This window comes from Nocardioides rubriscoriae (assembly GCF_008087085.1).
Lineage (GTDB): Bacteria > Actinomycetota > Actinomycetes > Propionibacteriales > Nocardioidaceae > Nocardioides > Nocardioides rubriscoriae.
On record NZ_VIYJ01000003.1, the window covers coordinates 565,313 to 591,153 of the forward strand.

General features: G+C 72.3%; 23 protein-coding genes. 12 read left to right on the top strand and 11 right to left on the bottom strand.

Going from position 1 to position 25,841, the window contains the following annotated elements; all coding sequences use genetic code 11:
* The 4 genes from FZC61_RS09360 (at position 1) to FZC61_RS09375 (ending at position 3,153) form a co-directional block, all read left to right on the top strand.
* The gene (locus FZC61_RS09360) at positions 1 to 810 is read left to right on the top strand and encodes an SDR family NAD(P)-dependent oxidoreductase (RefSeq protein ID WP_148613860.1); all 810 of its coding nucleotides are present in this window, start codon (positions 1 to 3) and stop codon (positions 808 to 810) included.
* A gap of 22 nt (positions 811 to 832) precedes the next feature.
* Complete coding sequence (locus tag FZC61_RS09365) at positions 833 to 1,483, top strand: MSMEG_1061 family FMN-dependent PPOX-type flavoprotein (RefSeq protein WP_148613861.1); 651 nt, start codon at positions 833 to 835, stop codon at positions 1,481 to 1,483.
* Positions 1,480 to 2,271 (top strand): diaminopimelate epimerase, encoded by a 792-nt coding sequence (gene dapF, locus FZC61_RS09370; RefSeq protein ID WP_148613862.1) that lies wholly within the window; start codon positions 1,480 to 1,482, stop codon positions 2,269 to 2,271. The genes FZC61_RS09365 and dapF overlap by 4 nt, the downstream gene beginning before the upstream one ends.
* 105 nt (positions 2,272 to 2,376) lie before the next feature.
* Complete coding sequence (locus tag FZC61_RS09375; protein ID WP_148613863.1) at positions 2,377 to 3,153, top strand: SDR family NAD(P)-dependent oxidoreductase; 777 nt, start codon at positions 2,377 to 2,379, stop codon at positions 3,151 to 3,153.
* A gap of 97 nt (positions 3,154 to 3,250) precedes the next feature.
* Here FZC61_RS09375 and FZC61_RS09380 read toward each other — a convergent pair whose 3' ends face one another.
* The 4 genes from FZC61_RS09380 to FZC61_RS09395 form a co-directional block, all read right to left on the bottom strand.
* On the bottom strand, positions 3,251 to 5,587 hold the full coding sequence (locus FZC61_RS09380; RefSeq protein ID WP_148613864.1) for a prolyl oligopeptidase family serine peptidase: 2,337 nt from the start codon (positions 5,585 to 5,587) through the stop codon (positions 3,251 to 3,253).
* 85 nt (positions 5,588 to 5,672) lie between these two features.
* Entirely contained in the window at positions 5,673 to 6,314 is a 642-nt protein-coding gene (locus FZC61_RS09385) for a vWA domain-containing protein (protein ID WP_148613865.1), read from the bottom strand.
* Position 6,315: 1 nt separating this feature from the next.
* Positions 6,316 to 6,708: a hypothetical protein gene (locus tag FZC61_RS09390; RefSeq protein WP_148613866.1), complete on the bottom strand. Its 393-nt coding sequence runs from the start codon at positions 6,706 to 6,708 to the stop codon at positions 6,316 to 6,318.
* 129 nt (positions 6,709 to 6,837) lie between these two features.
* Positions 6,838 to 7,410, bottom strand: coding sequence for a nucleoside/nucleotide kinase family protein (locus tag FZC61_RS09395; protein WP_246142616.1), 573 nt, complete (start codon positions 7,408 to 7,410; stop codon positions 6,838 to 6,840).
* Between the two features lie 94 nt (positions 7,411 to 7,504).
* Between FZC61_RS09395 and hflX the strand changes: the two genes are divergently transcribed.
* The 3 genes from hflX to FZC61_RS09410 are packed head-to-tail and all read left to right on the top strand — an operon-like array spanning position 7,505 to position 11,911.
* Positions 7,505 to 8,995 (top strand): GTPase HflX, encoded by a 1,491-nt coding sequence (gene hflX / locus FZC61_RS09400; protein ID WP_148613867.1) that lies wholly within the window; start codon positions 7,505 to 7,507, stop codon positions 8,993 to 8,995.
* Between the two features lie 48 nt (positions 8,996 to 9,043).
* The gene (locus tag FZC61_RS09405) at positions 9,044 to 9,892 is read left to right on the top strand and encodes an SGNH/GDSL hydrolase family protein (protein WP_148613868.1); all 849 of its coding nucleotides are present in this window, start codon (positions 9,044 to 9,046) and stop codon (positions 9,890 to 9,892) included.
* Positions 9,893 to 9,898: 6 nt separating this feature from the next.
* On the top strand, positions 9,899 to 11,911 hold the full coding sequence (locus FZC61_RS09410) for an ATP-dependent DNA helicase (protein WP_148613869.1): 2,013 nt from the start codon (positions 9,899 to 9,901) through the stop codon (positions 11,909 to 11,911).
* A 47-nt stretch (positions 11,912 to 11,958) separates the two neighbouring features.
* On the opposite strand, the gene FZC61_RS09415 is transcribed toward FZC61_RS09410, so the two are convergent.
* The 4 genes from FZC61_RS09415 to lexA form a co-directional block, all read right to left on the bottom strand.
* Complete coding sequence (locus FZC61_RS09415; protein ID WP_148613870.1) at positions 11,959 to 13,605, bottom strand: MXAN_6640 family putative metalloprotease; 1,647 nt, start codon at positions 13,603 to 13,605, stop codon at positions 11,959 to 11,961.
* Between the two features lie 116 nt (positions 13,606 to 13,721).
* Positions 13,722 to 15,053, bottom strand: a complete 1,332-nt coding sequence (locus FZC61_RS09420) for an alkaline phosphatase family protein (protein WP_148613871.1) — start codon at positions 15,051 to 15,053, stop codon at positions 13,722 to 13,724.
* Positions 15,053 to 16,780, bottom strand: coding sequence for an alkaline phosphatase D family protein (locus tag FZC61_RS09425; protein WP_246142617.1), 1,728 nt, complete (start codon positions 16,778 to 16,780; stop codon positions 15,053 to 15,055). The genes FZC61_RS09420 and FZC61_RS09425 overlap by 1 nt, the downstream gene beginning before the upstream one ends.
* 118 nt (positions 16,781 to 16,898) lie before the next feature.
* A complete protein-coding gene (gene lexA / locus FZC61_RS09430; RefSeq protein ID WP_148613873.1) occupies positions 16,899 to 17,648 on the bottom strand; it encodes a transcriptional repressor LexA in 750 nt (249 codons plus the stop codon).
* 86 nt (positions 17,649 to 17,734) lie between these two features.
* Between lexA and FZC61_RS09435 the strand changes: the two genes are divergently transcribed.
* Together FZC61_RS09435 and FZC61_RS09440 are read left to right on the top strand one after the other, a co-directional pair.
* Positions 17,735 to 18,517, top strand: coding sequence for an SDR family NAD(P)-dependent oxidoreductase (locus FZC61_RS09435; protein WP_148613874.1), 783 nt, complete (start codon positions 17,735 to 17,737; stop codon positions 18,515 to 18,517).
* A gap of 136 nt (positions 18,518 to 18,653) precedes the next feature.
* Complete coding sequence (locus FZC61_RS09440; protein WP_148613875.1) at positions 18,654 to 18,965, top strand: LysM peptidoglycan-binding domain-containing protein; 312 nt, start codon at positions 18,654 to 18,656, stop codon at positions 18,963 to 18,965.
* A 502-nt stretch (positions 18,966 to 19,467) separates the two neighbouring features.
* Here FZC61_RS09440 and FZC61_RS09445 read toward each other — a convergent pair.
* A complete protein-coding gene (locus FZC61_RS09445) occupies positions 19,468 to 19,998 on the bottom strand; it encodes a hypothetical protein (protein WP_148613876.1) in 531 nt (176 codons plus the stop codon).
* Between the two features lie 79 nt (positions 19,999 to 20,077).
* The gene (locus tag FZC61_RS09450) at positions 20,078 to 20,425 is read right to left on the bottom strand and encodes a hypothetical protein (RefSeq protein WP_148613877.1); all 348 of its coding nucleotides are present in this window, start codon (positions 20,423 to 20,425) and stop codon (positions 20,078 to 20,080) included.
* 80 nt (positions 20,426 to 20,505) lie between these two features.
* On the opposite strand from FZC61_RS09450, the gene FZC61_RS09455 reads away from it, so the two are divergent.
* From FZC61_RS09455 to FZC61_RS09465, 3 genes are all read left to right on the top strand, one after another.
* On the top strand, positions 20,506 to 21,054 hold the full coding sequence (locus tag FZC61_RS09455) for a mismatch-specific DNA-glycosylase (protein ID WP_148613878.1): 549 nt from the start codon (positions 20,506 to 20,508) through the stop codon (positions 21,052 to 21,054).
* A 245-nt stretch (positions 21,055 to 21,299) separates the two neighbouring features.
* Complete coding sequence (nrdR, locus tag FZC61_RS09460) at positions 21,300 to 21,773, top strand: transcriptional regulator NrdR (RefSeq protein ID WP_148613879.1); 474 nt, start codon at positions 21,300 to 21,302, stop codon at positions 21,771 to 21,773.
* A gap of 156 nt (positions 21,774 to 21,929) precedes the next feature.
* On the top strand, positions 21,930 to 24,824 hold the full coding sequence (locus FZC61_RS09465; RefSeq protein WP_148613880.1) for a vitamin B12-dependent ribonucleotide reductase: 2,895 nt from the start codon (positions 21,930 to 21,932) through the stop codon (positions 24,822 to 24,824).
* Between the two features lie 232 nt (positions 24,825 to 25,056).
* On the opposite strand, the gene FZC61_RS09470 is transcribed toward FZC61_RS09465, so the two are convergent.
* Entirely contained in the window at positions 25,057 to 25,623 is a 567-nt protein-coding gene (locus FZC61_RS09470; protein ID WP_211357173.1) for a P-loop nucleotide/nucleoside kinase family protein, read from the bottom strand.
* Positions 25,624 to 25,841 lie beyond the last annotated feature (218 nt).

The window sequence follows — 25,841 nt, forward strand, 5'->3', positions numbered from 1 at the left end:
ATGACGCTGCCCTCCCCTGCGCCCGACCGCACCGCCGTCGTCACCGGGGCCTCCTCAGGCATCGGCGCCGAGATCGCCCGCCAGCTGGCCCGCCGCGGCCACGGTGTCACCCTCGTGGCCCGGTCGGTCGCCAAGCTCGAGGCACTCGCGACCGAGCTGCGTGGCGAGGGCGTGCGGGTCGAGGTCATCGCCGCCGACCTCACCGACCGCGGTGCCCGGGCCGGGCTCCTCGGCGCGATCGAGGGTCGCGGGCTGACCGCCGAGGTCCTGGTCAACAACGCCGGTCACTCCACCCTCGGCCCGGTCGCCGCGTCCGACCCGGTCGCCGAGATGGGGATGGTCGAGCTCGACGTGATGGCCGTGGTCGACCTGTGCTCGCGGTTCCTGCCCGGGATGGTCGCGCGGGGTCGGGGCGGCGTGCTCAACGTCGCGTCGACGGCGGCCTTCCAGCCGCTGCCCGGTCAGGCCGGGTACGGCGCGTCGAAGGTGTTCGTCCTCTCCTACACCCAGAGCCTGGCCGGCGAGCTCAAGGGCACCGGCGTCACCGCGACCACCCTGTGCCCGGGACCGGTCGAGACCGGGTTCGGCGAGCGCGCCGGCTTCACCGACGAGGAGGCCAAGGCCGCGCTCCCGCCGGTGATGTGGGTCTCGGCGACCGAGGTCGCCCGGGTCGGCGTCGAGGGCCTCGACAAGGGCCGCCTGGTCGTCATCCCCGGCACCGCCAACCGGGTCGCCGCCGCGGTCTCCCAGGTCACCCCCCGCTCGCTGCTGCTGCCGTTGCTGACCCGCAGCCACCCCGGGCTGAAGTAGCGACCTCGGTACGGTGGACCGCGTGAGCAGCACCGCCGACCAGACGACCTGGACCGAGATCAGCGACGTCGACGGCCTCGTCGCCCTGCTCGGTGAACCCCACCCCCGCGCGCGCGACAAGGGAAGGGCGGCCCTGCTCGACGTCGACCGGCTGTGGCTGGCCGCGTCGCCGTTCTGCGTGATGGCCACCGCCGACGCCGACGGCCGGTGCGACGCCTCGCCCAAGGGCGACCCGGCCGGGCAGCTGGTCCACGTGCTCGACGACACGACGATCGCCCTGGCCGAGCGACCCGGCAACAAGCGCGCCGACGGTTACAAGAACATCCTGGCCAACCCCCACGTCGGGCTCCACTTCCTCATCCCCGGGCGCGGCGACACCCTGCGGGTCAACGGCCGCGCCCGGCTGGTGTCCGACGCGCCGTTCTTCGACGAGATGGTCGTCAAGGGCCACCGCCCGCTGCTGGCGGTCGTCGTCGACGTCGAGGAGGTCTTCTTCCACTGCGCCAAGGCGTTCATGAGGTCGGGGCTGTGGCAGCCCGAGACCTGGGACGCCGACGGTGTCGTGCCCCGCCGCGCGGTGATCGCCCACGACGTCGAGGCCAGCGAGCTGTCGCTCGCCGAGCTCGACGACTACTACCGCCCCGAGAACTACGGCCAGGGCCTCTACTCGTGAGCGCGACGAGCTACCCGTTCCTCAAGGGCCACGGCACCCACAACGACTTCGTCCTGCTGCCCGACCACGACCAGGCGCTGCACGGCGACCTCGACGCCGCACGGGTCCGCGCGCTGTGCGACCGGCGGGGAGGCCTCGGCGGCGACGGCGTGCTGCGTGTCGTGCGCAACGACGGCCGGTGGTTCATGGACTACCGCAACGCCGACGGCTCGATCGCCGAGATGTGCGGCAACGGCATCCGGGTCTTCGCCCTCCACCTGGTCCAGGAGGGCCTGGCCGAGAGCGGTGCTCCGTTCGAGGTCGACACCCGCGACGGCGTCAAGGTCGTCACTGTCGACGGCGACCAGGTCACCGTCGACATGGGGGTGCCGCGGGTGCTCGGCGAGACCGAGGTCTCCGTGGGCGAGCGCACCTGGACGGCCACCCACGTCGACGTCGGCAACCCCCACGCCGTCGCCTTCGTCGACGACCTCGCCGACGCCGGCGCGCTGCTCGAGGCGCCGTCGTACGACGCGGAGGTCTATCCCTACGGCGTCAACGTCGAGTTCGTCGTACGCCGCGGCGAGGGTGACGTGGCGATGCGGGTCCACGAGCGCGGCTCGGGCGAGACGCAGGCCTGCGGCACCGGTGCGTGCGCCGTCGCGGTCGCGGCGATGCCGGGGGAGGGCGAGATGACCTGCCGGGTCGAGCAGCCCGGCGGCACGGTCACGATCAGCCGCACCGCCGAGGGCCGGGTGCTGATGCGCGGACCGGCCGTCATCGTGGCGCGGGGTTCGACCTCGCTCTGAGGACCACCGTGAGCCGCAGGCCTCCCGCCACCCGGCCGGACCGGCGCAGCCGGCGTGCTCACAGACGCTGACACCATCGGTGTCACGGTTGCTATGCTCCGCGGCATGGACCTCAGTGGATCTTCTGCCCTCGTCACCGGCGGCGCCTCCGGCATCGGTGCCGCGGCCGCCCGCCAGCTCGCCGCCCTCGGGGTCACCGTCGTGGTGGCCGACCTCCAGGCCGACAAGGGCGAGGCCCTGGCCGAGGAGATCAAGGGCGTCTTCGCCCACGTCGACGTCACCAACACCGAGCAGATCGCCGGCGCCGTCAAGGCCGCCGCCGACATCGCGCCGTTGCGTGCGGTCGTCAACTCGGCCGGCATCGGCTGGGCCCAGCGCACCATCGGTCGCGACGGCCAGCTCGAGTCGGCCCACTCGCTGGAGGCCTTCACCAAGGTCATCGCGATCAACCTGATCGGCACCTTCGACGTCGTGCGCCAGGCCGCCACCGTGATGAGCCAGAACGAGCCCGACGCCGACGGCTGCCGCGGCGCCATCGTCAACCTCGCCTCGGTCGCCGCCTTCGACGGCCAGATCGGCCAGGCGTCCTACTCCGCCTCCAAGGGCGGCGTCGTCGGCATGACCCTCCCGGTCGCCCGCGACCTGTCGGCCTCCGGCATCCGCCTCAACACCGTCGCTCCCGGCCTCATCGACACCCCGATCTACGGCGAGGGCCCCGACTCCGAGGCGTTCAAGGCCAACCTCGGCTCCAACGTGCTGTTCCCCAAGCGCCTCGGCACCGGCGACGAGCTGGCCTCGATGGTCATCGAATGCCTCACCAACTCCTACATGAACGGCGAGACCGTCCGCCTCGACGGCGGCATCCGGATGCCCCCGAAGTGACCCCCTGACGCCGACCCGTCGCGTCTACGCGACGGGTCGGCGCCAAGAACAGGTCGACCCGTCGCGTCTACGCGACGGGTCGACGTGTTGGTGGGCGTCAGCAGGGGAGGTGGAGGGTGCGGTCGCCGCTGAGGCGGTAGGTGCGGGTGCCGTCGGGCAGTTGCTCGAGGCGCAGGACGACCGGGCCGTCGGTGCGCACGCGCACGGTGCCGCAGCGCAGCCCGGCGCGCGCCATGTCGACGCCGATGCGGGCGACGTTGGCGAGGTCGAGGCGCAGCACCCGCCCGATCGGCAGGGCGGCGCCGGGTGCCCAGGTGAGCTCCTCGCGCAGGGCCGGCAGGGGGGAGGCCACCGGCGTCGGACCGGTGCGCACGACGCGGTGCGCGCGTCCGGGCAGGGCCGTCGACGTCGCCCGCACCCGCGCCAGCGACCCGGGGGTCGAGCGTCGGGCGGCCAGGCCGGAGGTCCAGTAGGCGGTGGTCACCCCGATCCCCAGGCCCGGCCGGGTCAGCGCCGGACGCCAGGTGTAGTCGACGTCGCGCGGACGGCGTACGACGTGGGGGCGGCCGAGGCCGTAGACGACGGTGTCGAAGCGGTCCTGGGTCGCCCAGGCGAGGTGGTCCTCGCCGGGGTAGCGCACGAAGCGGTGACGCAGGCCGAGGTCGTCTAAGCGGCCGACCTGGGCCTCGACCGAGGTGAACGGCACGAGCTGGTCGACGGTGCCCTGGCCGATGCGGTAGGGCAGGTGCCGGGCGTTGCCCAGCAGGGCCGCGGTGGAGCCGTCGCTCGTGCACGGGCCCCCGAAGGCGGGGTTGGTCAGGGTGTCGCCGTCCAGCGAGATCCCGCACCGCGGCGGGCCGGCGAGAGTCACGGCCGCGGCGTACAGGTCGGGGTGGGCCAGGCCCAGGTGGTAGGTCGCCCAGCCGCCCATCGAGTAGCCGGTGATGACCGTGCGCGCCGGGTCGAGGGTGTAGGCCTCGGCGGCCTGGCGCCACACCGACCAGTAGTCGACCTCGGCCTCGTCGAAGTACCACCCGTCCGGGCCGTGGCCCAGGGTGCTGGCGCAGACCGACCCGCGGCGCTCGCACAGCTGCTGCAGCAGGCGGGGGTCGTAGGCGGCGTACTGGTTGTGGTTGACGTCGAGCGAGTGCAGGATCCACGTCAGCGGGGCCGGACGGTCGGGGCGGTAGGTGCTCGGGACGTAGACGGCGTAGGGCTGGATGCGCCCGAGCACGTTGGGCTCGCCGTCGCCGGCGCCGCTGGTGACGGCGTTGGCGACGACGCCCTGGCCCAGGGACAGCAGCGAGACGTACCACCGGTTGCTGCTGCCTCGGACCAGCGGCTCGCGGGTGCTGCGCCGGGCGCCCAGCGCGCCCCAGTCGACCCCGCGGGCGAACGCCGAGACGTCGCCGTCGGCGAGTGCGTCGGCCTGCGCGTCCTCGGACCAGAAGTTGCCGGTGACGAACCGGGCCAGGCCGTCGACGCCGAGCTGGCCGAGCACCGGGTCGCCCGCGGCCAGGGCCTGGACCGCGGCGACCTGGGCCGTCGTACGGCTGGTGACGACGACGGGCTTCTCCTGGCGCACGGTGCGGAAGGCGACGTTGTAGGGGCGGGCCCCGGCGACCTGCGGCAGCCCGGCCACCAGCGCCGGCGCCATCGACCGACCGTCGGCGCTGGCGAGGCCGGTGGCCAGGCGCACCGTCCAGCGGCCCGACACCGGCAGCAGCGTACGCGGCACGCGGACCACGAAGCTGCGGGCGGCCCGGTCGACGGTGAGGCGTCCACCGCGGGCGGCGACGTCGGTGACGCGGCCCGTGCGCAGGTCGTGCAGCCACGCGCCGCGGCTGGAGACCACCAGCGCCGTGTCGATGCCCGGCGAGGTCACCCCGGTGGCGGCGGGCCACTGCGAGGTGCCGGTCGAGGCGCGGGCGTCGGTGTCGAAGGTCCACACCGCGAGGGGCACGTCGGGGTCGACCAGGGTGTTGAAGTCGACGCGCCAGTAGGACGCGGACTCGTCGAGCCCGGTCGCGGCGACGAACACGTCCGCACCGTTGCCGCGGCTCGCGCCGGCCGGGTAGCCGTAGCTGCCCTGGGTCGGGGCGAGCTTGGCGAGGCCCGGCACGGCGAACCCGCCGGGCACCGCGGCGCCGTGGTCGTCGTAGACGAAGTCGGTCCAGTACGACGCCCCGTCGTGCAGCCGCCCGGTGCCCGACGTGCGCGACAGGCGCTGGGCGAACGGCCAGCCGTGGGGGACGGGCAGCCGGGGCTCGGCCCGCGTCGCGGCTGCTGGTACGCCGGCGGGCAGGTCGGTCGGACGGCCGGCCGCGGCCACCGGGGCGGGCCGGTCGGCGGCGAGCGCCCCCGCAGGCACGGACAGCAGCGTCGCGAGGGCCACGGCGAGCGCCGTCGGCAGGGCACGGGTCACACGGGTCACGCAGGTCCAACGCCGCGACGATCGGGGCGTTACGTGACGACGGTCACCGTCTCGCTGTACGACCGTCCGCGCGTCCGCCTGCAGCTCACTCGGCGAGGTCGGCGCGCTCCTGGGCGGTGTAGGCCGGCATCGGCGCTGCGGCGTCGGTCATCCGGGCCGCGCGCATCTGGCGGATCTTCTCGCTCTTCTTGCCCATCGCCTCGCGGCCCTTGCCGCGGGCGTAGGTCATCGACTGCGCCGCGGGCACGCCCAGCGACGCACCCACCTCGACGGCGTCCTGGTCGGCGCCCATGTACATGAACTGCCAGCCCCACTGCTGGGTCTGCTGCTCGACGAGGGTCTTGATCGCCGGGCCGGTCCACTCCTTGCTGGCGTTCTCGAGCCCGTCGGTCATGATCGCGACGATGACGGTGCCAGGGCGCTGGTCCTCGGGCAGCCGGGCCAGCCCGGTGCCGGCGTCGGTGATCATCCGGCCCATCGCGTCGTGCAGGGCGGTCATGTTGCGCGGGCGCAGGTCGAGCGGCGGGACGTCGGCGACGTCGCGATCGGCGTAGACGACGTCGTACTCGTCGTCGAACTGCGCCAGCGTGACCCGGCACGCACCGGGTGCCTGGCGCTGCTCGTCGACGAAGGCCGCGAAACCGCCCTCGATGTCGGACTTGATGGTCTGCATCGACCCGCTGCGGTCGAGCAGGAAGTAGAGGTGGGTCAGGGTCTGGTCGGTCATGTCAGGAGCCTTTCGGGGGCGAGGGGCGGCGCGCCTTGAAGCGCATCGGGGCGGCGGGCTTGGCCGCCGGTGGAGGGGCGCCGGTCTCGGCGTCGTAACGGGCTCGTTCGACGGCGGCCGCGGTGACCCGGCCCTCGTCGTTGGCGTACGGCGCCAGGGCCGGCGTGCGGGCCAGGCGCGGCCCCACGGCGTTCTCCGACAGCCCGGCCTTGGCGCCGGCCGAGCGCAACGACGCCCGCCGGTGGACCACGGCCTCGGCCAGCTGCGCGTCGATCAGCTCGGCGAGCCGGTCGGCGGCCTCGCGCAGGTGGGGCAGCGCCTCGTCGGCCTCGAGCTGCTCGGCCGCCGCGAGGGCGTCGCGCAGGGCCTGGATGAGGACGGGGTCGATGGGCATGCCCTCACCATAGCCGCACAAACTGCGGATACGCAACTAGTGCGGTTCCGCTGTTGGTGCGGTCCTGCCGGGATAGTCCCTGACGCAGATCAAGGATCTGCGCTCCAGATCCTTGATTTTCGTCAGGGACTATCGCGACGGGAGGTCGATCACGAGGTCGGCGCGGGTGGCGGCGGCCTCGACCAGGCGGGCGTTGGGCTCGTCGACGCGGGCCACCCAGGCGGCGGCCTCGGCGGGGGTCTTGCCGAAGGCGACGTGGCGGGCGACCAGGCGCTCGCGGCGTACGGCGTCGTCGAGGTGCAGGTGCCAGACCACGTCGATCTCGGCGCGTACGGCGCGCCAGCGCGGCTCGTCGAGCAGCAGGTAGTTGCCCTCGGTCACCACGGTGCCGGTCGGCGGCACCCACAGCGCCCCGGCCAGCGGCTGCTCCAGGACCCGGTCGAACGACGGCGCCACCACGCCGGGTCCGCCGGGCCCGCCGGCGCGCACGCGACGCAGCAGGGCGGCGTACCCCTCGGCGTCGAAGGTCTCGGGCGCGCCCTTGCGGGCCAGCAGCCCGCGCCGGACCAGCTCGACGTCGGCGTAGTGGAAGCCGTCCATGGGCACGACCGGCAGGCCGAGCGCGGCGGCGTACGTCGTCTTGCCGACCCCCGGTGCGCCGGTGATCCCGAGCAGCCGGACCGCAGGGAGAGGGGGTGGCATGTAGAAAGACTGCATGAGTTCCACCAGTCGTGCGCGCATGCGCTGCACGAAAGCCGTTCGTCAGGCGGGCGACGGCGACCTACGCTTGCCGCATATGACCAACGCAGACGCACGTGCCTTCTCCCTCGACGCCGAGCTCGAGGAGACCGACGACTGGCCCGAGGACGACTTCGTCTCGGGCTACGCCGACGAGCCCGACCCCGAGGAGCGCGTCGACCCGACCCAGGGCGCGATGGAGCTCGCCGAGCGCCACCAGCTGCGCCGGGTCGCGGGGCTGCGCACCGAGCTCGAGGACATCACCGAGGTCGAGTACCGCCAGCTGCGCCTGGAGCGCGTGGTCCTGGTCGGGGTGTGGACCGAGGGCACCGTGCAGGACGCCGAGAACTCCATGGCCGAGCTCGCGCTGCTCGCCGAGACCGCCGGCTCCGAGGTCCTCGAGGCGATCTACCAGCGCCGCCAGACCCCCGACCCCGCGACCTTCATCGGGCGCGGCAAGGTCGAGGGGCTCGCCGAGATCGTGGCCGCGACCGGTGCCGACACCGTCATCTGCGACGGCGAGCTCGCGCCCAGCCAGCTGCGCAACCTCGAGGACCGCGTCAAGGTCAAGGTCGTCGACCGGACCGCGCTGATCCTCGACATCTTCGCCCAGCACGCCAAGTCCCGCGAGGGCCAGGCCCAGGTCGAGCTCGCCCAGCTGCAGTACATGAAGCAGCGCCTGCGCGGCTGGGGCGGCAACCTGTCGCGCCAGGCCGGTGGCCGGGTCTCCGGCGGTGAGGGCATCGGTGGCCGTGGCCCCGGTGAGACCAAGATCGAGACCGACCGGCGACGCATCAACGACCGGATCGCCAAGCTGCGCCGCGAGCTCAAGCACATGAAGGGCACCCGCGACACCAAGCGGGCCGACCGCAAGCGCCACGCCATCCCCAGCGTCGCGATCGCCGGCTACACCAACGCCGGCAAGTCCTCGCTGCTCAACCGCCTCACCGACGCCGGGGTGCTCGTCGAGGACTCCCTGTTCGCCACGCTCGACCCGACGACACGGCGTACGACGACCAGCGACGGGCGCGTCTACACGATGAGCGACACCGTCGGGTTCGTGCGCCACCTCCCGCACCAGCTGATCGAGGCCTTCCGCTCGACGCTGGAGGAGGTCGCCGACGCCGACCTGATCGTCCACGTCGTCGACGGCTCCCACCCCGACCCCGAGGGCCAGCTCTCGGCCGTGCGCGCGGTGCTCGCCGACGTCGACGCCGCCGACGTCCCCGAGCTCGTCGTGATCAACAAGGCCGACGCCGCCGACCCGCTGGTCCTCACCCGCCTGCGCCAGCACGAGCACCACTCGGTCGTGGTCTCAGCCAAGACCGGCGAGGGCATCGCCGAGGCGCTGCGGGTCATCGAGTCCGAGCTGCCGCGCCCGGGCGTGGAGTTCCACGCACTGCTGCCCTACGACCGCGGCGACCTGATCAACCAGCTGCACCAGCACGGCGAGATCGACTCGATCGACCACACCGGCGACGGCACCGTCGTGCGGGGCCGGGCCAACGCCGACCTCGCCGGCGAGCTCGAGCAGTACGCCGTCGGCTGACCCGCGCGTTCTCCTGCGTGGTGGGCCGCCGGGCCCCACACTCGTCGCGTGGACCTCACGCGCCTCACCAGCCTCTCGGGGCCCTCACGCCGCGTCCTCGCGGCGGGCGCGGGTGTCCTGGTCCTCGCGCTGGTCGTGACCGCCGTCGCGGTCGTGCGGGCGACCGGGGGTGGGGTCGACACCGGTGTCGCCGCCCGCTGCGCCCGGGCCACGGCCCGCTCGGCCGAGCAGGCCGCGCACGACACCGGTGCGGGACCCGACGTCGTCGTGATCGGCGACTCCTACTCGGTGGGCGCCGGCACCGACCCCCGCACCTCGTGGCCGCACCGGCTGCCGGGGCGCGTGCACGTCGAGGGCTTCTCCGGCTCCGGGTTCAGCGAGGGCGCCAGCCCCTGCGGGGCGGTGTCGTACGCCGACCGCGCGGCCCGGGCGGTGGCCGGCCGACCCGGCGCGCTGGTCGTCGTCGAGGGGGGCCTCAACGACCACGACGAGAGCGACCGCGACATCGAGCAGGGCTTCGCCCGGTTGCTCGGCGCGCTCGCCGGTCACCGGGTGCTTGTCGTCGGGCCGCCACCCGCCCCGTCACGGGCCGCCGACGTGCCACGGGTCGACGCGCTGCTGGCGCGCCTGTCACACGGCGCCGGGGCGGCGTACCTCTCGATGGCGGGGGCCGACCTCGACTACCTCGCCGACGACCTGCACCCGACGGTGCTGGGGCACCACCGGTTCGGGGACCTCGTGGCGGCCGCCGTCGTGCCGCTGCTGGGGCTCTCGGCGGCGGTCGGTCCCGCCGGCCAGGACCGGCACCAGGTGGGCGGGCCCGCCGGGGCCGCGGTCCGCGCTGCGTCTCCACAGGCTCCCCAGGCCGTCCTGCCGGGTGTCGGTCGTCGTCGTTAGGGTGCTCTGGTGCCCCAGACCCCCGCCGCCGCCCCCGCCGTCCGCGAGGTGCTGACGCGCGCCGTCACGGCGCTGGGCGGCACCGAGCGCGAGGGCCAGGTCGCGATGGTCGAGGCGGTCTCCGAGGCCCTGTCCTCCGAGCGGCACCTGCTGGTCCAGGCCGGCACCGGCACCGGCAAGTCGCTGGCCTACCTCGTGCCGGCGCTGGTCCACGACCAGCGGGTCGTGGTCGCGACCGCCACCCTCGCGCTGCAGCACCAGCTGGTCGAGCGCGACCTGCCCCGGCTGATCGAGGCGGTGAAGGAGGTCTCTGGGCTCGACACCTCCTACGCCGTGCTCAAGGGTCGCTCCAACTACGCCTGCCTGCACCGCATCCGTGAGGGCGTCCCCGACGACCAGGGGGTCCTGGTCGACGTCCCCCAGGGGTCGATGGCCGGCAAGGTGCTCGAGCTGCGGGCCTGGGCCGAGAAGCAGGCCGAGTCGAAGGGCTCGGGCGAGCGCGACAACGCCCCGCGCCACACCGACCGTGAGTGGCGCCAGGTCAGCGTCGGGCACCGCGACTGCCTGGGCGCGGCCAAGTGCCCGTTCGGCCAGGAGTGCTTCGTCGAGCTGGCCCGCGAGAAGGCCCAGCGCTCGCACCTGGTCATCACCAACCACTCCCTGCTCGCGATCGACGCGATCGAGGGCATCCCGATGATCCCCGACTACGACGTGGCCGTGATCGACGAGGCCCACGAGCTGGTGGCCCGGGTCACCCAGGCCGCCACCGACGAGCTGGCGCCCTCCGACGTCGAGCGCGCGGCCCGTCGCTCGCAGCGCCACGTCGACGGCAGCGAGGCCGACGACCTCGCTGACGCCGCCGACGCGCTGCGCGACGCGATGGCCGAGGCCGACCCGGGTCGCTTCGACCGCCTGCCCCAGCAGCTCGCCGACGCGCTGGTGCTCGTGCGCGACGCCGCCCGGGCGTGCCTGTCGGCCTACCCCAAGGGCGACGCGGCCCGCGGCGGCGACGAGGGCGACGCCGGTCTCACCCAGGCCAAGGGCAGCGTCCAGGACGTCTTCGTCAACGCCGGGCGGATGGCGGCCGACTCCGACGCCGACGTGCTCTGGCTCTCCGAGGGCAGCGACCGGATGCCGCCGCGCCTGCACGTCGCGCCGCTGCAGGTGTGGGGCCCGATGCGCGACAAGCTGCTCAGCGACAAGACGGTCGTGATGACCTCGGCGACCCTCATGCTCGGCGGTGACTTCGACAACGTCGCCACCAGCGTCGGCCTCAAGCCGACCGAGCGCGACCCGGCCGGGCCCGGCGCGTCGGGGCGCGAGCGCACCGAGACGGTCCTGCCGTGGACCGGCCTCGACGTCGGCTCGCCCTTCGACTACGGCAAGCAGGGCATCCTCTACATCGCCCGCCACCTCCCGCCGCCGGGCCGCGACGGCCTCGGCAAGGCCCAGCTCGACGAGATCGTCGAGCTCGTCGATGCCGCCGAGGGCCGCACGCTCGGGTTGTTCTCCAGCAGGCGGGCCGCCGAGGCCGCGGCCGAGGAGGTCCGCACCCGGCTGCCCCACCTCACCACGCTGGCCCAGGGCGAGGCCCAGCTGCCCGAGCTCGCCGCGCAGTTCGTCGGTGACCCCCACACCTGCCTGTTCGGCACGCTCAGCCTGTGGCAGGGCCTCGACGTCCCCGGCGACACCTGCCAGCTCGTGCTGATCGACCGGATCCCCTTCCCACGACCCGACGACCCGCTGATGAGCGCGCGGCAGAAGGCCGCCGACCAGGCCGGCGGCAACGGCTTCATGCAGGTCGCGGCCACCCACGCCGCGCTGCTGCTCGCCCAGGGCGCCGGGCGCCTGATCCGCACGACGTCCGACCGCGGCGTCGTCGCGGTCCTCGACCCCCGCCTGGCCACGGCGCGCTACGGCAGCTTCCTCAAGGCGAGCCTGCCGCCGATGTGGACGACCACCGACCCGCAGGTCGTGCGCAAGGCCCTGGCGCGTCTGGCGTCGACGCCGGCCGGGTGAGGGCCGGCGCCGACGCGGCGCCCGTCAGTGCCTGGTGATCGGGTCCGTCAGCGCACCGCGGTGGCGGTGAACTTCATCGCCAGCCCGTTGTCGCGCGAGGTGCCCTGGCAGGAGAAGTCGCCGCCGTTGAAGCACCGGAAGCGGCCGCTGCCGTTGACGAGGGTCACCTCGACCCAGGCGACCCTGGAGGAACTGAACGGCAGACGCTTGACGGCGTTGCCCTGCCGGTCGAGCCGTACCGTGCTCGTGGTGATCCGCCCGCTCTTGGTGGCGCTGGTGACCAGGACCGACGAGCCGCGCACCTTGGGGGCGAGGTCGAGGGCCAGGCGCAGCTTCCACCGGGAGCTGGTGAGGCCCTGGGGCACGACGCGGGCGGTGGCGGTCGTGAGGTGGTTGAGGCGGACGTCGGCGCGCACGCCGCGGCGGGCCGTGATCTTGCGGGTGCCGATCAGGGGGGCGACGGGGTAGCGGTTGGCCCTGCCCTCGCTGTAGGACTGGGCTGGTCGCCGGTTGGCCACGGCGTAGCGGCCGAGCATGGCGGCCCCGGTGGTCTTCTTGGCCCGCAGCACGGTGTTGACGGCCTGCCAGGAGTACTGGTCGGGCTTGCCCTTGGCGCCGTCGGCCTTGAGGAAGATGTCGAGCACCAGGCGGGGCAGCGCGCCCTTCTTGGTGCGGAACTTTTCGGTGAGGAACCGGATGAACGACCAGGTGCCGTAGTGGAACCCGGTGGAGTTGAAGGTGTCGAGCGGGGTCCGGGGCTGGGTGAGCTGGCTGTTGCGCAGGTATTGCAGGTTGTCGTCGACGCCGTCGTAGACCTCGTCCTCGGCCCAGGTGGCGGTGGCCTCGAGCAGCCAGGAGTCCTCGTAGCGGTCGTAGGCGAACTGCGTGGCGTGGAAGTACTCGTGGGCGACGGTCACCTGGAGGTTCTGCGTCGGGGTGTTGGCCGTGCCGAACTCCGAGGGGCTGTAGTCGTTGTCGAGCGCGCAGTAGGCCCACCGGTCGTAGTAGGTGCTGTTGGCCTGGGTCTCGGGCTGGTCGGAGGTGCAGTAGCCGTAGAGGCCGTCGTCGCCGAGCTCGCCGAGGTAGACGTCGATCAGGCTGTTGCCGCCGCGGGTGCCGTCGGGCAGGGGCTCGCGGTAACCGGCGGCGATGTAGGTGTCGTGGACGTGGTCGAGGGTCGCGAGCGCGGTGTCGACGAAGTCGGGGACGCCGTTGAGGTCGGCGTCGGTCGGGCTGGGCGCGTTGGGGCCGGTGGCGACGTAGTGGACGCAGATGTCGGCCGAGCAGACCGGGGTCTGCTCGGGCACCCCGTCGTAGCTGAGGTTGCCGTCGCCGGTGGCGTCGGTGGGTCGCTTGAGCAGCGCCTCGGCCGCGGCGCGGTCGGCGCCGGTCAGCGCGGTGCGGGTGTTGGCGACCTCGCGCAGCGCCATCGTCAGGTCGCCGCTGCGGTCGCCGGACGCGATCGCGCGCGCCCGGCTCACCGCCGACAGGGCGCGGCGCTCCGAGCGCGAGGCGAGCGCGGCCTTGCCCGGCGAGTCGGAGCCGACGGCGGGGGCGGCGCCGGCGACGCCCGGCACGGCCGGAGCCTCGGCGCTGGCCGTCGGGGCGGCGTACGACGCGAGCAGGGTGCTCGTCAGGGCGGCTGAGGCGACGAGCGCGACGGCGGCGCGCACCCGGGCGGGACGGTGGGGCATCGGTACTCCGAGGGGTCGAGGGGGACGAGGCGGTGGACGGGACCGCGCTCACCGTAACCCGGCCCACCGACACCGCACCTGGCCCAGGTGGGCCAGGTGCGTCGGGTGAGCTCGCGCTAGATCCGGGCCGTGCCGTCCCAGCCGCCGCGCGGCGTGCCGGTGAGGCCGAAGAAGCGGGCCACGGTGGGCGCCACGTCGACGGTCTGCGCCACCAGCGGCGAGGCGGCGTACCGCGGGACGCTGGGGTGCCCGCCGTTGAGGAAGAACGGGATCGGCCGGGTCGCGGGGTGGCCGTGGTTGCCGGGGATCGGGTTGCTGGTGCGGGGGTCGGGGTCGCTGAAGCGCCAGCCGGACCGGCAGAAGACCACGACCTCACCGGCCTCGGGGCCCAGCCGCAGCGAGGCCTGGCGGCGGTCGTGGGCTGACAGGACGCCGGGCTGGGCCTTGGCGATGCGCAGCATCCGGCGCACGGCGTCGTCCTTCTGGGCGGTGGGGCCGGTCCAGTAGAGGAGGTCGGCGCCGCCGTTGTCGGCGATCTGCACGCGACCGCGCAGCACGGGGTCGTCGTCGAGCGGGCCCGACAGGCTCACGACCCGGTTGGTGGTCGACCAGTCCATGGAGTGGTCGGCCAGCACGATCAGCAGCGAGTGCTTCCACAGCCCGCGCGACTTGAGCAGGTCGACGAAGCGCTGCACGTAGGTGTCGGTCTTGGCCAGCGCCAGGCGCCGGTCGGCCTTGGCCCCCAGCGGGCCGGTGATGTCGGCGTGGCCGTAGCGGTCGATGTCGCCGAGGTTGACGAACATCAGGTGCGGGTCGACGTCCTCGACCATCGCCATCGCGGCCTGGATGGTGAACTCGTCGGGGGCGTGGCCGGTGATCGGCAGCACCGGGAACGGCTCCCACCGGGCGGTGGCCCGGGTGCCGAAGATGCCGTAGAGGTACTCCTTGCTGAGCACGGTGCCGGTGCGCAGGCCGCGGCGGTTGAGGCGCTCGATGACCGTGTCGGCCCGCAGGTCCGAGGAGCGGTCGAGGTCGCGCACGATCTTGGCCTTGCGGTCGTAGACCGAGTTGGCCGGGACCCCGGACCGGTCGGGCCGGACCCCGGTCATCATCATCACGTGGTTGGGGATGGTCTCCATGATCGGCATCGACTGCGCCTTGGCGAAGCGCTGTCCGCTGACCATGAGGTCGAACAGGTGCGGGGTCTGACCGCCGCTGATCTCCTCGGGCAGGCAGCCGTCGACGACCAGGACGTAGACGCGCTTCCTGGTTTTGGCGGCAGCCGACCGGGCGTCGGCCGCGCCGGTGCCGGCCGCGAGGGCGGCGGTAGAGAAGGCCAGGCCACTGCCGGCCTTGAGCAGGGTACGACGGCCCGTGGCGAGCTCGGCCCGGCCCACGTCGTACGGCGTGGGCTCGCCGGGGGCGTGCCGGTCACCGCACCCGCACATCAGCTCTGCCCCGGCTTCTGACGGTGCAGCGGGACGTCGGTCTCCTTGACCCGGCCGGTGGCCGAGATCGAGATGAACGAGCGGCTGTAGCGGATCGGGGTGTCCTTGTCGGCGCGGTCGCCGATCACGAACCAGTCCATCTGGGCTCTCTTGGCGTTGAGGTCGAGCACGGAGAACCCGTGGTCGTCGAAGTTGAGGTACTTGATGTGGCGGTTGTTGGCCAGGATCGTCTGCTCGACGGCGAGGCTGGTGGTGCGGGCCGGGGTGCCGGTGATGTCCTTGAGGTTGTTGGACGTCACCGACGTGCACACGAACTCGACGGCGCCGGTGCCGCCGAGCGGGTAGTTGCCGACGTCGTAGGGCACCTCGGCGGCCCAGCCGGAGTGGATGTCGCCGGTGACGAACAGCGCGTTCTGGATGTGGCGGTCCTTGATGAACCGCAGGACCTCCAAGCGGTCGGCGGTGTAGCCGTCCCACTGGTCGACGTTGTAGGGCAGGCCGTCGTGGGGCAGCAGGCCGGTGACGTCGTTGATCGGGGCCAGCACGTCGGCGGGCAGCTGGGCGAAGGTGACCGGCGTGATCATCACCGGGTTGCCGATGACCTTCCAGAACGGCTGGGGACGCGCGAGCGACTCCTTGAGCCAGCGCATCTGGGCGTCGCCGGTGATCGTGCGGTCGGGGTCGCTGACCTCGGCCTCGGCGGCTGGGACCGGCGTGGGTGCGGCCGTCGCGACCTGCTGGGAGCGGTAGGTGCGCAGGTCGAGCATGCTGATCTCGGCCAGGCGCCCGAAGGTCAGGCGCCGGTAGAGGCGGTCACCGTCGCCCAGGGCCGCGGTGCCGTCCATCCGCACCGGCATCCACTCGTCGTACGCGCGGTGGGCGCGGGCCCGGCGGCGGTGGTAGTCACCTTCGGCGGCCTGGTGGTTCTCGGCGCCGTTCTTCCACTGGTCGTTGGCGACCTCGTGGTCGTCCCAGGTGATGATCCAGGTGTACCTCGCGTGGGCGTCCTGGAGGTCGTGGTCGGTCTTGTACTGCGCGTGGCGCCGGCGGTAGTCCTCGAGCGAGACCATCTCGTGCTTCGGGTCGTGGGTGCGGATGTCGACGTCGCCCTGCCCGTAGCCGTAGCCGCCCGCGCCGTACTCGTAGAGGTAGTCGCCGAGGTGGAGCACGGCGTGCAGGTCGTCGCGCTGCGCCAGGCCGCGGTAGGCCGCGAAGTAGCCGGCCTGCCAGTTGGTGCACGACACGACGCCGAAGCGCAGGTTGGTCGGGGTGGCCTCAGCGGCGGGGGCGGTGCGCATCCGGCCGGTGCGGCTGTGGGTGCCCTGGAAGCCGAAGCGGTAGTAGTACCAGGTGGCGGGCCGCAGGCCGTCGACGTCGAGCTTGACGGTGTGGTCACGGCTGGGACCGGTGACGAAGGTGCCGCGACGCAGCACGGTGCGGAAGTCCTTGCGGGTCGAGACCTCCCACGTCACGTGGGCCCGCGGGCCCTTGCCCGAGCCGGGTCGGCTGGCCGCGGTCGGCGTGACGCGGGTCCAGATCAGCACCTTGGTCGGCAGCGGGTCGCCCGAGGCGACGCCGTGCTGGAAGTAGCGCGAGCCGGCGCGTTCGGAGGCCGCGAGGGCATCGGCGGCGGGCAGGGTGGTCGGGCCGGCGATGGCGGTCAGCGCCGCGCCGGCCGAGCCGGTCGCAAGCACGGTACGTCGTCGTACCCGGGTGGGTGTCGTCACGACAGGTCCAACGACCGGACCGCCGCCGGGTGATGCCCGACGGCGGTCTGGATGCCGAGCGTTCACCCGGCGTCTTCCTACGGTGGTCGAGGTGCGACCGGAGGGAGCCTCCAGGCCCTCAGACCTTGCGCAGCACCGCGGTGACGATGCCGAGGATCGTGGCGTTGGTGCCGTCGATCGGGTCGAAGGCCGGGTTGTGGGGCAGCAGCCAGACCTTGCCGTCCTTGCGCTGCAGGGTCTTGACCGTGGCCTCGCCGTCGATCATGGCGGCGACGATCTCGCCGTTCTGGGCGGTCTGCTCCTGGCGGATGACCACGAAGTCGCCGTCGCAGATCGCGGCGTCGATCATCGACTCGCCGGTGACCTCGAGCATGAAGAGCTGCCCGTCGCCGACCAGCTGCTTGGGCAGCGGGAAGACGTCGTTGTAGGTCTCCTCGGCCAGGATCGGACCGCCGGCGGCGATGCGGCCCAGCAGCGGCACGTTGACGGCCGGGACGGCGACGTCGCCGATGCCGGTCTCGTCGTAGGACGTCTCCTCGGCCGCGCCGAGCGAGCGGCGCGCGGCCATCACCTCGGGCAGGAACACCTCGAGGGCGCGCGGGCGGTTGGGGTCGCGCTTGAGGAAGCCCTTCTGCTCGAGCACGCGCAGCTGGTGGGCCACGCTCGAGGTGCTGGTCAGGCCGACGGCCTCACCGATCTCGCGCATGCTGGGCGGGTAGCCGCGATGCTCGATGGCGTCCTTGATCGTGGACAGCACGCGCAGCTGGCGCGGCGTCAGGCCGGTGGCGTCAGCCGGGCCGTCGGGGAGCTCGGAGACCTTCGCCGGGCTCGCCTTGCTCGTCTTGCTCGGGGGGCGGGTGCTGGACATGCCCTGAGGGTGTCACTGATCGACCCCGACTTCAAACAGGTGTTCGAACGGCGTGTCGCGCCGGTCGGGCCTGCGACGATCGGGCCATGAGCCTCTCCTCCTCCGCCGTCGTCACCGGCGCGGCCCGCGGCATCGGCCGCGCGGTCGCCACCCGCCTGGTGGCCGCCGGCCACGACGTCGTCATCACCGACCTCGACGCCGACGCGGTCGCCGCGACCGCCGCCGAGATCGGGGCCACCGGCCTGGTCCAGGACGTGCGCGACCCCGCCTCGCACCAGCGGGTCGCCGAGGCCGCGATCGCGCGGGCCCCGCTGGGGGTCTGGGTCAACAACGCCGGCGTCGGCTGGGACGGCGACCTGGTCGCCCTCTCCGACGACCAGGTCCGCGGGCTGGTCGAGATCAACCTCCTCGGGGTGCTGTGGGGGATGCGGGCCGCCCTGGCCGCCTTCGGGCCGACCGGCTCGGGGTCGGTGGTCAACGTCGCCTCGCTGTCGGGCCTGGGTCCCGTGCCCGGTCTGTCGGTGTACGCCGCCACCAAGGCCGCCGTCGTGTCGATCACCACGTCGGTGTCGATGGAGGCCCCCGACGGCGTCGACGTCCACGCGGTGCTTCCCGACGGCGTCGCGACCGCGATGGTCGAGGACATGTCGGAGGGGCTCGGCAAGCAGCTCGTGCACTCCGGCGGCCGACTGCTCACCGTCGAGGAGATCGCCGAGGCCGTCGTCGGTCTGGTCGGGTCGCGGCGGGTGCTGCGCACGATCCCGGCCTGGCGGGGCGGGGTGTCGCGGGCCTCGGCGGTGGCTCCGTCGCTGGCCGCCGCGGGCCTCGGGGCCTTCGCGTGGCAGGGACGCCGCCGTATGCGCCGTTAGAACAATTGTTCGTCTGAGGTCTTGCGCGCGTTCGAACACCTGATCTACAGTCGCTCAGGTGTTCGAACTCCGCTGACTGTCGGTGGTCACCACTAGACATCAGCTCGAGAGCGCACCACTTCCCCAGGAGGCACCCATGAGCACCATCACCGCACCCCACGTCCCCGCCTACCGGCTCACCCGCCGCGGCCGGGTCGTGGTGTTCCTGTTCGCGTTCCTCGCCCTGATCGCCCTCGCCCTGGTCTTTGCCGGCGGCTCCATGGCCACCAGCGAGCCCGAGGCGACCCAGACCGTCGTCGTCGAGCCCGGCCAGACCCTGTGGTCGATCGCCGCCGACGTCTCCGACGGGCGCGACGTCCGCGACATGATGGATCACCTCGTCGACCTCAACGAGCTCGACTCCGTCGCCCTCGGCGCCGGCCAGCACCTCGAGGTCCCGGTCGACTGAGTCGGCCCCACCAGCTTCGTCCGCCGACTCGACCCCGGCGGGCGAACCCCTAGAAGGCTGTCGGGTGCGGAGTCGAGGGAAGACGACTCCCGCACCCGGCAGTCTCTGTTTTTGTGGTCGCCTCCGGGTGGGGCGCGTCGGGCTGGCCGCCAGTCGTCCTCGAGGGCTGCCGCGATCTGGGTGGCGGCCGCCCCGACACCGGCCCCACCCTGCGGCTCCGTGCGCGCTGTGGTCGGCTCGGCCTGTGGCCCGGGCGCCTTTCTGCTGCTCGGCTCCTCTCTCGACGCCGCCCCCACGGTGGTTGAGGAGGCCGCTCGCGGCCGTCTCGAGACCACGCGACGGCAACCGGTCTGCGTGTCCCGCCCCCACGGCGGTGGAGGAGGCCGCCCGCGGCCGTCACGAAACCACTGACCGTCACCGACGCGCCCGGCTCGCGTTGCACCCTGTGGTGGCATGGTCTCGAGACGGTTGCCAGGGCAACCTCCTCGACCACCGTGGCTCCTCAGCCGAACAGGTCGCCCAGGTCGGTCAGGTCGCGCGGGTCGCCGCCGGCGGCCTGGATGGCCGCGACCGCCATGGCGACCAGCACCGCGGCCACCACGAGCACGACCGCCGCCATCACCAGGTAGTCGCGGGTCGGCGTACGCCCGGTCTGCAGCTGCACGTGGGACTCGTGCCGCGCGCGGGCCGCGCGGGCGGCCGCCTCGGGGGAGCCGGCGCGGACGGTGTCGGTCCAGCCGCACGCGCAGGCGGCGTGTCGTGACCACCGGCGGCCGTGCTGGCTGGCGGCGCTGAGGGAGCGCATGTGGCGGTAGCGCGCGTGGGTCCGCGGGCGCAGGAACGCCGAGGGCGTCTGCTGAGGGTGGGCGTCGAGGAGGTGGTCGACCCGGGCGCGGGCGGCTGCGGCGAGGGCGGCGGCCTCACGCGGCGCCTCGGCCGCGCCGGACCAGCCGCAGCTGCAGGCGTAGATGGTACGGAAGACGGTGGCGGAGGCGCTCGCCTCCGTCACGCGGACGTCGTACTTGGTGGCCACGGCCCTACCTCGGTCTCGCAGGTTGCGGCACAGGCTAGGACCGGGAGGCAGATCTCGTCCCGGGTTCGGGCCGATCGGCTCAGCGGGCTGCGCGCCGCCCGCCGGGTTGGCTGGGCCGGGTCGGGCTCGTGCTCGGGGACGGGCTCGCGACGCCGTCCTGCGGCGGCCGGGTGATCCCGAGGGCCTGGGCGATCCGGGCGACCAGGACCAGGCCGAGGAAGAGGCACAGCATCGCGCCGACGGCGGCCAGGGCCAGGAACCACCACGCGGTGCCGTCACCACCGCGGGCCGTCGTGCCGAAGTCGATCGCGGCGTAGACCAGGTAGCCCCAGGCCACCACGCAGGCCGTCACGCCGAGCGCGAGGCCGAGCAGCACGGGGCGGAACTGCCGCTTGGGCCGTGCTCCTGCCCGCTTTCCCTGTGCCACGGGTCCATTGTCGCCGACGAACCGAGCGCCGTGCGCCAGATCCGGTCGGTCCAGGGTGGGGGACAAGGCAGGGTGGGGGCATGCAGGTGCTGCCCGACATCGTGGCGCCGCGCCCGCGCGTGGTCTTCTGCGGCCTGGCCGGCGCCGAGAGCACCCGCGAGCGCGACCACTACTACGAGACGCCCGGCAACAGCTTCTGGGAGTCGCTGCACCAGTCCGGGTTCTCGCCCCGGTTGCTGCGCCCCGAGGAGGACCACCAGGTCGCCGGGCTCGGGCTGGGGCTGACCGACCTCGTGGGCCACTGGGAGCCGCGGCGGGTCGAGGTCGACGCCCTGGTCGCCAAGCTCGAGGAGTGGCAGGCCGACTGGCTGGCCTTCACCTCCAAGACCGTCGCGCAGGAGGCCGCCCGCGCGCTCGGCGTAGGCGCCCGCGCGGGTTGGGGGCCCAGGACTGGTACCTCGCGCAGACCCAGGTGTTCGTGCTGCCCGGGGTCAGTGGCGCCAATCGCCGCAAGGACTACGACGGCCTACCCACCCGGGTGGCCTGGTGGCGCGAGCTGGCCACGCTGGCCGCCCCCGACACGCCGGTCCAGACCGACCCGTCAGGCCGCTGACCTGCACGTTTGGTGACGGCGGCAGATCGCCGTGACCAATGTGGCGCCACAGGTTGCGCACCTGGTGTCTCGGGCGTACGGTTCACACAACATCTAGTAGTTACAACGATGTAGTTATCCACATCTAGTTCACAGCCAGATGCGGAAGCCCCACAGCCCGGCCGACGTTCTCCCCAGGACAGGCCGCGTTATCCACAGACCCCGGCGGGTCAGTCCAGCGCGCCCGGACCCCGTCACCGATGTCCCGGAGAGGAGACCATCGTGCACTGCCCCTACTGCCGCGGCACCGACACGAAGGTCCTCGACTCCCGCGTCGCCGACGACGGCGGCTCGATCCGCCGCCGGCGGTCCTGCCTGTCGTGCGAGAAGCGCTTCACCACCGTCGAGCTCATGCAGCTGACCGTGCTCAAGCGCTCGGGCGCCTCCGAGCCGTTCACCCGCGACAAGGCCGTCGCCGGTGTGCGCAAGGCCTGCAAGGGCCGCCCGGTCACCGATGCTCAGCTGGCCGTCCTCGGCCAGGAGGTCGAGGACGCCCTGCGCCTGACCGGCGCCGCGGAGGTCCCGGCCCACGAGGTCGGCCTGGCCATCCTCGGCCCGCTGCGCGCCCTCGACGAGGTCGCCTACCTCCGTTTCGCCAGCGTCTACCGCGCTTTCGAGTCGGCCGACGACTTCATCAAGGAGATCGCGTCCATGCACGCCGACGCGCTGCCTCCGCTCGCCCAGCCCACGGGCTGACCACAGACCGCCCGGTAGGCAGTGGGGAAGCTGCCTGCCGGGCGTACCACCTTCTCCCCCCACCCCGGGACCTGCCGACCCACGACTGTCGGTGGTCCCCGCAACACTGGAATCGCCACCCCATCCCCGCCGCGGGAACTCTCAAGGAGCCAGCACATGACCGAGACCGTCAGCGCCGCCACCCACACAGGCGGCCAGCCCGCCTCCGGCCGGGGCCTGACCCTCGAGCGTGTCTTCAGCACCGCCGGCGTGCATCCCTACGACGAGCTGACCTGGGAGCGTCGCGACGTCGTCCAGACCAACTGGAAGACCGGCGAGACCGTCTTCGAGCAGCGCGGCGTCGAGTACCCCGACACCTGGTCGGTCAACGCCTCGACCATCGTCACGACCAAGTACTTCCGCGGCGCCGTCGGCTCCGAGGCCCGCGAGTGGAGCCTCAAGCAGCTCATCGACCGGATCGTCACGACCTACACCAAGGCCGGTCTCGAGCACGGCTACTTCGCGACGCCGGCCGACGCCGAGATCTTCGAGCACGAGCTGACCTGGCTCCTGGTCAACCAGTACTTCTCCTTCAACAGCCCCGTCTGGTTCAACGTCGGCACCCAGAGCCCCCAGCAGGTCTCGGCCTGCTTCATCCTCTCGGTCGACGACTCGATGGACTCGATCCTCAACTGGTACAAGGAGGAGGGCTTCATCTTCAAGGGCGGCTCCGGCGCCGGCCTCAACCTCTCGCGCATCCGCTCCTCCAAGGAGCTGCTCTCCTCCGGCGGCACCGCCTCGGGCCCGGTCTCGTTCATGCGCGGCGCCGACGCCTCGGCCGGCACCATCAAGTCCGGCGGCGCCACGCGTCGTGCGGCCAAGATGGTCGTGCTCGACGTCGACCACCCCGACATCGTCGAGTTCGTCGAGACCAAGGCCAAGGAGGAGGACAAGATCCGCGCCCTGCGCGACGCGGGCTTCGACATGGACCTCGGCGGCGCCGACATCACCTCGGTCCAGTACCAGAACGCCAACAACTCGGTGCGCGTCTCCGACGAGTTCATGCGCGCGGTCGAGGACGGCACCGACTTCGCCCTGCGTGGCCGCAAGAACGGCGAGGTGATCGAGCGCATCGACGCCCGTGAGCTGTTCCGCAAGATCAGCGAGGCCGCCTGGGCCTGCGCCGACCCCGGCCTGCAGTACGACGACACCATTAACGACTGGCACACCAACCCCGAGACCGGTCGCATCACCGCGTCCAACCCGTGCTCGGAGTACATGTCGCTCGACAACTCGTCGTGCAACCTGGCGTCGCTCAACCTGCTCAAGTTCCTCAAGGACGACGACACCTTCGATGCCCCGCTGTTCGCCAAGGCCGTCGAGTTCATCATCACCGCGATGGACATCTCGATCTGTTTCGCCGACTTCCCGACCGAGCCGATCGGCCAGACCACCCGCGACTACCGCCAGCTCGGCATCGGCTACGCCAACCTCGGCGCACTGCTGATGGCGATGGGCCTGGGCTACGACTCCGACGGCGGGCGCGCGATGGCCGCGACGATCACCTCGCTGATGACCGGCCAGTCCTACAAGCGCTCGGCCGAGCTCGCCTCGATCGTCGGCCCCTACGCCGGCTACGCCCGCAACGCCGAGGCCCACCAGCGCGTCATGCGCAAGCACCAGGCCGCCAACGACACGATCCGCACCCTCGCGATCGCCGACTCCGCGGTCCACAAGCTCGCGACCCAGGCCTGGGCCGACGTGATCGAGCTCGGCAAGGCCAACGGCTTCCGCAACGCGCAGGCCTCGGTGCTCGCGCCCACCGGCACCATCGGCTTCATGATGGACTGCGACACCACCGGCATCGAGCCCGACTTCTCGCTGGTCAAGTTCAAGAAGCTCGTCGGCGGTGGCTCCATGCAGATCGTCAACCAGACCATCCCGCGTGCCCTGCGCAAGATGGGCTACCAGCCCGAGCAGGTCGAGGCGATCGTCGCCTACATCGGCGAGCACGGCCACGTCATCGACGCCCCCGGCCTGCGCCAGGAGCACTACGAGGTCTTCGACACCGCGATGGGCGCCCGCTCGCTCAAGCCGATGGGCCACGTCCGGATGATGGCGGCCTGCCAGCCGTTCCTGTCCGGGGCCATCTCCAAGACGGTCAACCTGCCCGAGAACGCCACGGTCGAAGAGATCGAGGACGTCTACCTGCAGTCGTGGAAGCTCGGCCTCAAGGCCACCGCCGTCTACCGCGACAACTGCAAGGTCGGCCAGCCGCTGTCCGACGGTGGCGGCACCGCCAAGAAGGACGCCGCCGACGCGGCCGACGCCGCGGCTGCCGCGGTCGAGACCAAGGTGATCGAGAAGGTCGTCTACGCCCCGACCCGCAAGCGTCTGCCCAAGTCGCGCGCCTCGCGCACCACGTCGTTCACCGTCGGCGGTGCCGAGGGCTACATGACCTCCGGCGCCCACGACGACGGCCAGCTCGGCGAGGTCTTCCTCAAGCTCGGCAAGCAGGGCTCCACCCTGGCCGGCGTGATGGACGCCTTCTCGATCGCGGTGTCCATCGGCCTGCAGTACGGCGTCCCGCTCGAGACCTACGTCTCGAAGTTCACCAACCTGCGCTTCGAGCCCGCCGGCCTCACCGACGACCCCGACGTCCGGATGGCGCAGTCCCTCATGGACTACGTCTTCCGCCGGCTGGCCCTGGACTACCTCGACTTCGACGCCCGCTCCATGCTCGGCATCTACTCCGCCAGCGAGCGCCAGCGCCACCTCGAGACCGGCTCCTACGACCTGCCTGCCGAGGAGACCGGCAACGCCTCCGAGCTCATCGACTCCGGCGTCACGCTGGTCGAGCCCGCTTCGGTGGTCGAGCCCGCCACGGTGGTCGAGGAGGTCGAGGCCCCGGTCGCCGAGACCGCCAAGCCCCACACCAGCGCCGAGCTGCTCGAGCAGCTCACCGGCACTGCCGTCGACTCGCCGCTGTGCATGACCTGCGGCACCAAGATGCGCCCCGCCGGCTCGTGCTACGTGTGCGAAGGCTGTGGGTCGACCAGCGGCTGCAGCTGATGACAGTTGCCATCTCGCGGCGACACCGTTGCCACGAATAGGCGACTGATTGCCACGAATAGGCGACACATTGCCAGCAATAGGCGACTGAGCCGGATGTGAGTGGCACGACGAAGGGCCGGAACCCGTTGGGTTCCGGCCCTTCGCGCCGTTCAGCGCGTGGTGGATGGCAGGTGACTGTCGGATCGACGAGCGTGCGGCTCATGCCGATGAGCGGTAGCGGAATCTGCTCCTAGGAGATCGACGCAGGCCAGCGGTGTCCGCGCCACTCGTCCCATGAGGCGAACCCGTCGGGTGGCTGGTCGACAGGCTCAGTGTCATCTAGTTCGCCTGTCGTCGGGACACTGAAGGCGGCACCCCACGCAGCGAGTTCTTCGTCGGTCATGTGCCACGTCGTGTGCGGTTCCTCGGCCTGACGCCGGTCCAGCCGCGACCGTTGCTCGGCCGGTGTCAGTTCGAAGTACCGCATCTGCACCGTTGCTCCGAGGTCTGCGGCGGCCATGCGCAGGGCGGAGCGCTCATCTCGACTCCAGAGGCCGTAGTCAATGACAACGTTGATGCCGAGTTGCAAAGCGCGAAGCCCGATCTCGATGAGCCGTCCCTCGATGACGTCCGAGGCCGATGGCGGGTTGTTCCGCCCGTAAAGGGCTTTGACCCACTCGTCCTTCGTGAGGCGGAGGGCGTTCTGCTCGACTTCGATGCGTCGTGCCTCCGTGGTCTTTCCGGTACCCGGCAGCCCTACGGTCAGAAACAGAACTGGTGGTTTGGTCATCACGTCCCTTCTGAGCAGTCGGCTCATCATCCCCTGTCATCCGGACATGCCGCGATCTGGTGAGAACCACGAGTGCTCGTAGTGCTTTGCTCGTCAAACGTCGAAGGCGAATGCCGTGTTGAATCGCCCTGGGTTTGTTGGAGGCTCCATCGTTTGGAAACGAGGATGGCCTCATGCCGAAGGACGTCACACCAGGCAAGCCGACCACGCGTCGCTACAGCGCTGAGGAGAAGGCTGCTGCGGTG

Excerpts from the sequence above, each read along its gene's own strand:
- FZC61_RS09360 (WP_148613860.1), top strand. The coding sequence starts at position 1 with ATGACGCTGCCCTCCCCTGCGCCCGACCGCACCGCCGTCGTCACCGGG.
- FZC61_RS09375 (WP_148613863.1), top strand. The coding sequence starts at position 2,377 with ATGGACCTCAGTGGATCTTCTGCCCTCGTCACCGGCGGCGCCTCCGGC.
- FZC61_RS09385 (WP_148613865.1), bottom strand. The coding sequence starts at position 6,314 with ATGACCGACCAGACCCTGACCCACCTCTACTTCCTGCTCGACCGCAGC.
- FZC61_RS09390 (WP_148613866.1), bottom strand. The coding sequence starts at position 6,708 with ATGCCCATCGACCCCGTCCTCATCCAGGCCCTGCGCGACGCCCTCGCG.
- FZC61_RS09395 (WP_246142616.1), bottom strand. The coding sequence starts at position 7,410 with ATGCCACCCCCTCTCCCTGCGGTCCGGCTGCTCGGGATCACCGGCGCA.
- hflX (WP_148613867.1), top strand. The coding sequence starts at position 7,505 with ATGACCAACGCAGACGCACGTGCCTTCTCCCTCGACGCCGAGCTCGAG.
- FZC61_RS09415 (WP_148613870.1), bottom strand. The coding sequence starts at position 13,605 with ATGCCCCACCGTCCCGCCCGGGTGCGCGCCGCCGTCGCGCTCGTCGCC.
- FZC61_RS09420 (WP_148613871.1), bottom strand. The coding sequence starts at position 15,053 with ATGTGCGGGTGCGGTGACCGGCACGCCCCCGGCGAGCCCACGCCGTAC.
- lexA (WP_148613873.1), bottom strand. The coding sequence starts at position 17,648 with ATGTCCAGCACCCGCCCCCCGAGCAAGACGAGCAAGGCGAGCCCGGCG.
- FZC61_RS09435 (WP_148613874.1), top strand. The coding sequence starts at position 17,735 with ATGAGCCTCTCCTCCTCCGCCGTCGTCACCGGCGCGGCCCGCGGCATC.
- FZC61_RS09440 (WP_148613875.1), top strand. The coding sequence starts at position 18,654 with ATGAGCACCATCACCGCACCCCACGTCCCCGCCTACCGGCTCACCCGC.
- FZC61_RS09455 (WP_148613878.1), top strand. The coding sequence starts at position 20,506 with ATGCAGGTGCTGCCCGACATCGTGGCGCCGCGCCCGCGCGTGGTCTTC.
- FZC61_RS09465 (WP_148613880.1), top strand. The coding sequence starts at position 21,930 with ATGACCGAGACCGTCAGCGCCGCCACCCACACAGGCGGCCAGCCCGCC.
- FZC61_RS09470 (WP_211357173.1), bottom strand. The coding sequence starts at position 25,623 with ATGAGCCGACTGCTCAGAAGGGACGTGATGACCAAACCACCAGTTCTG.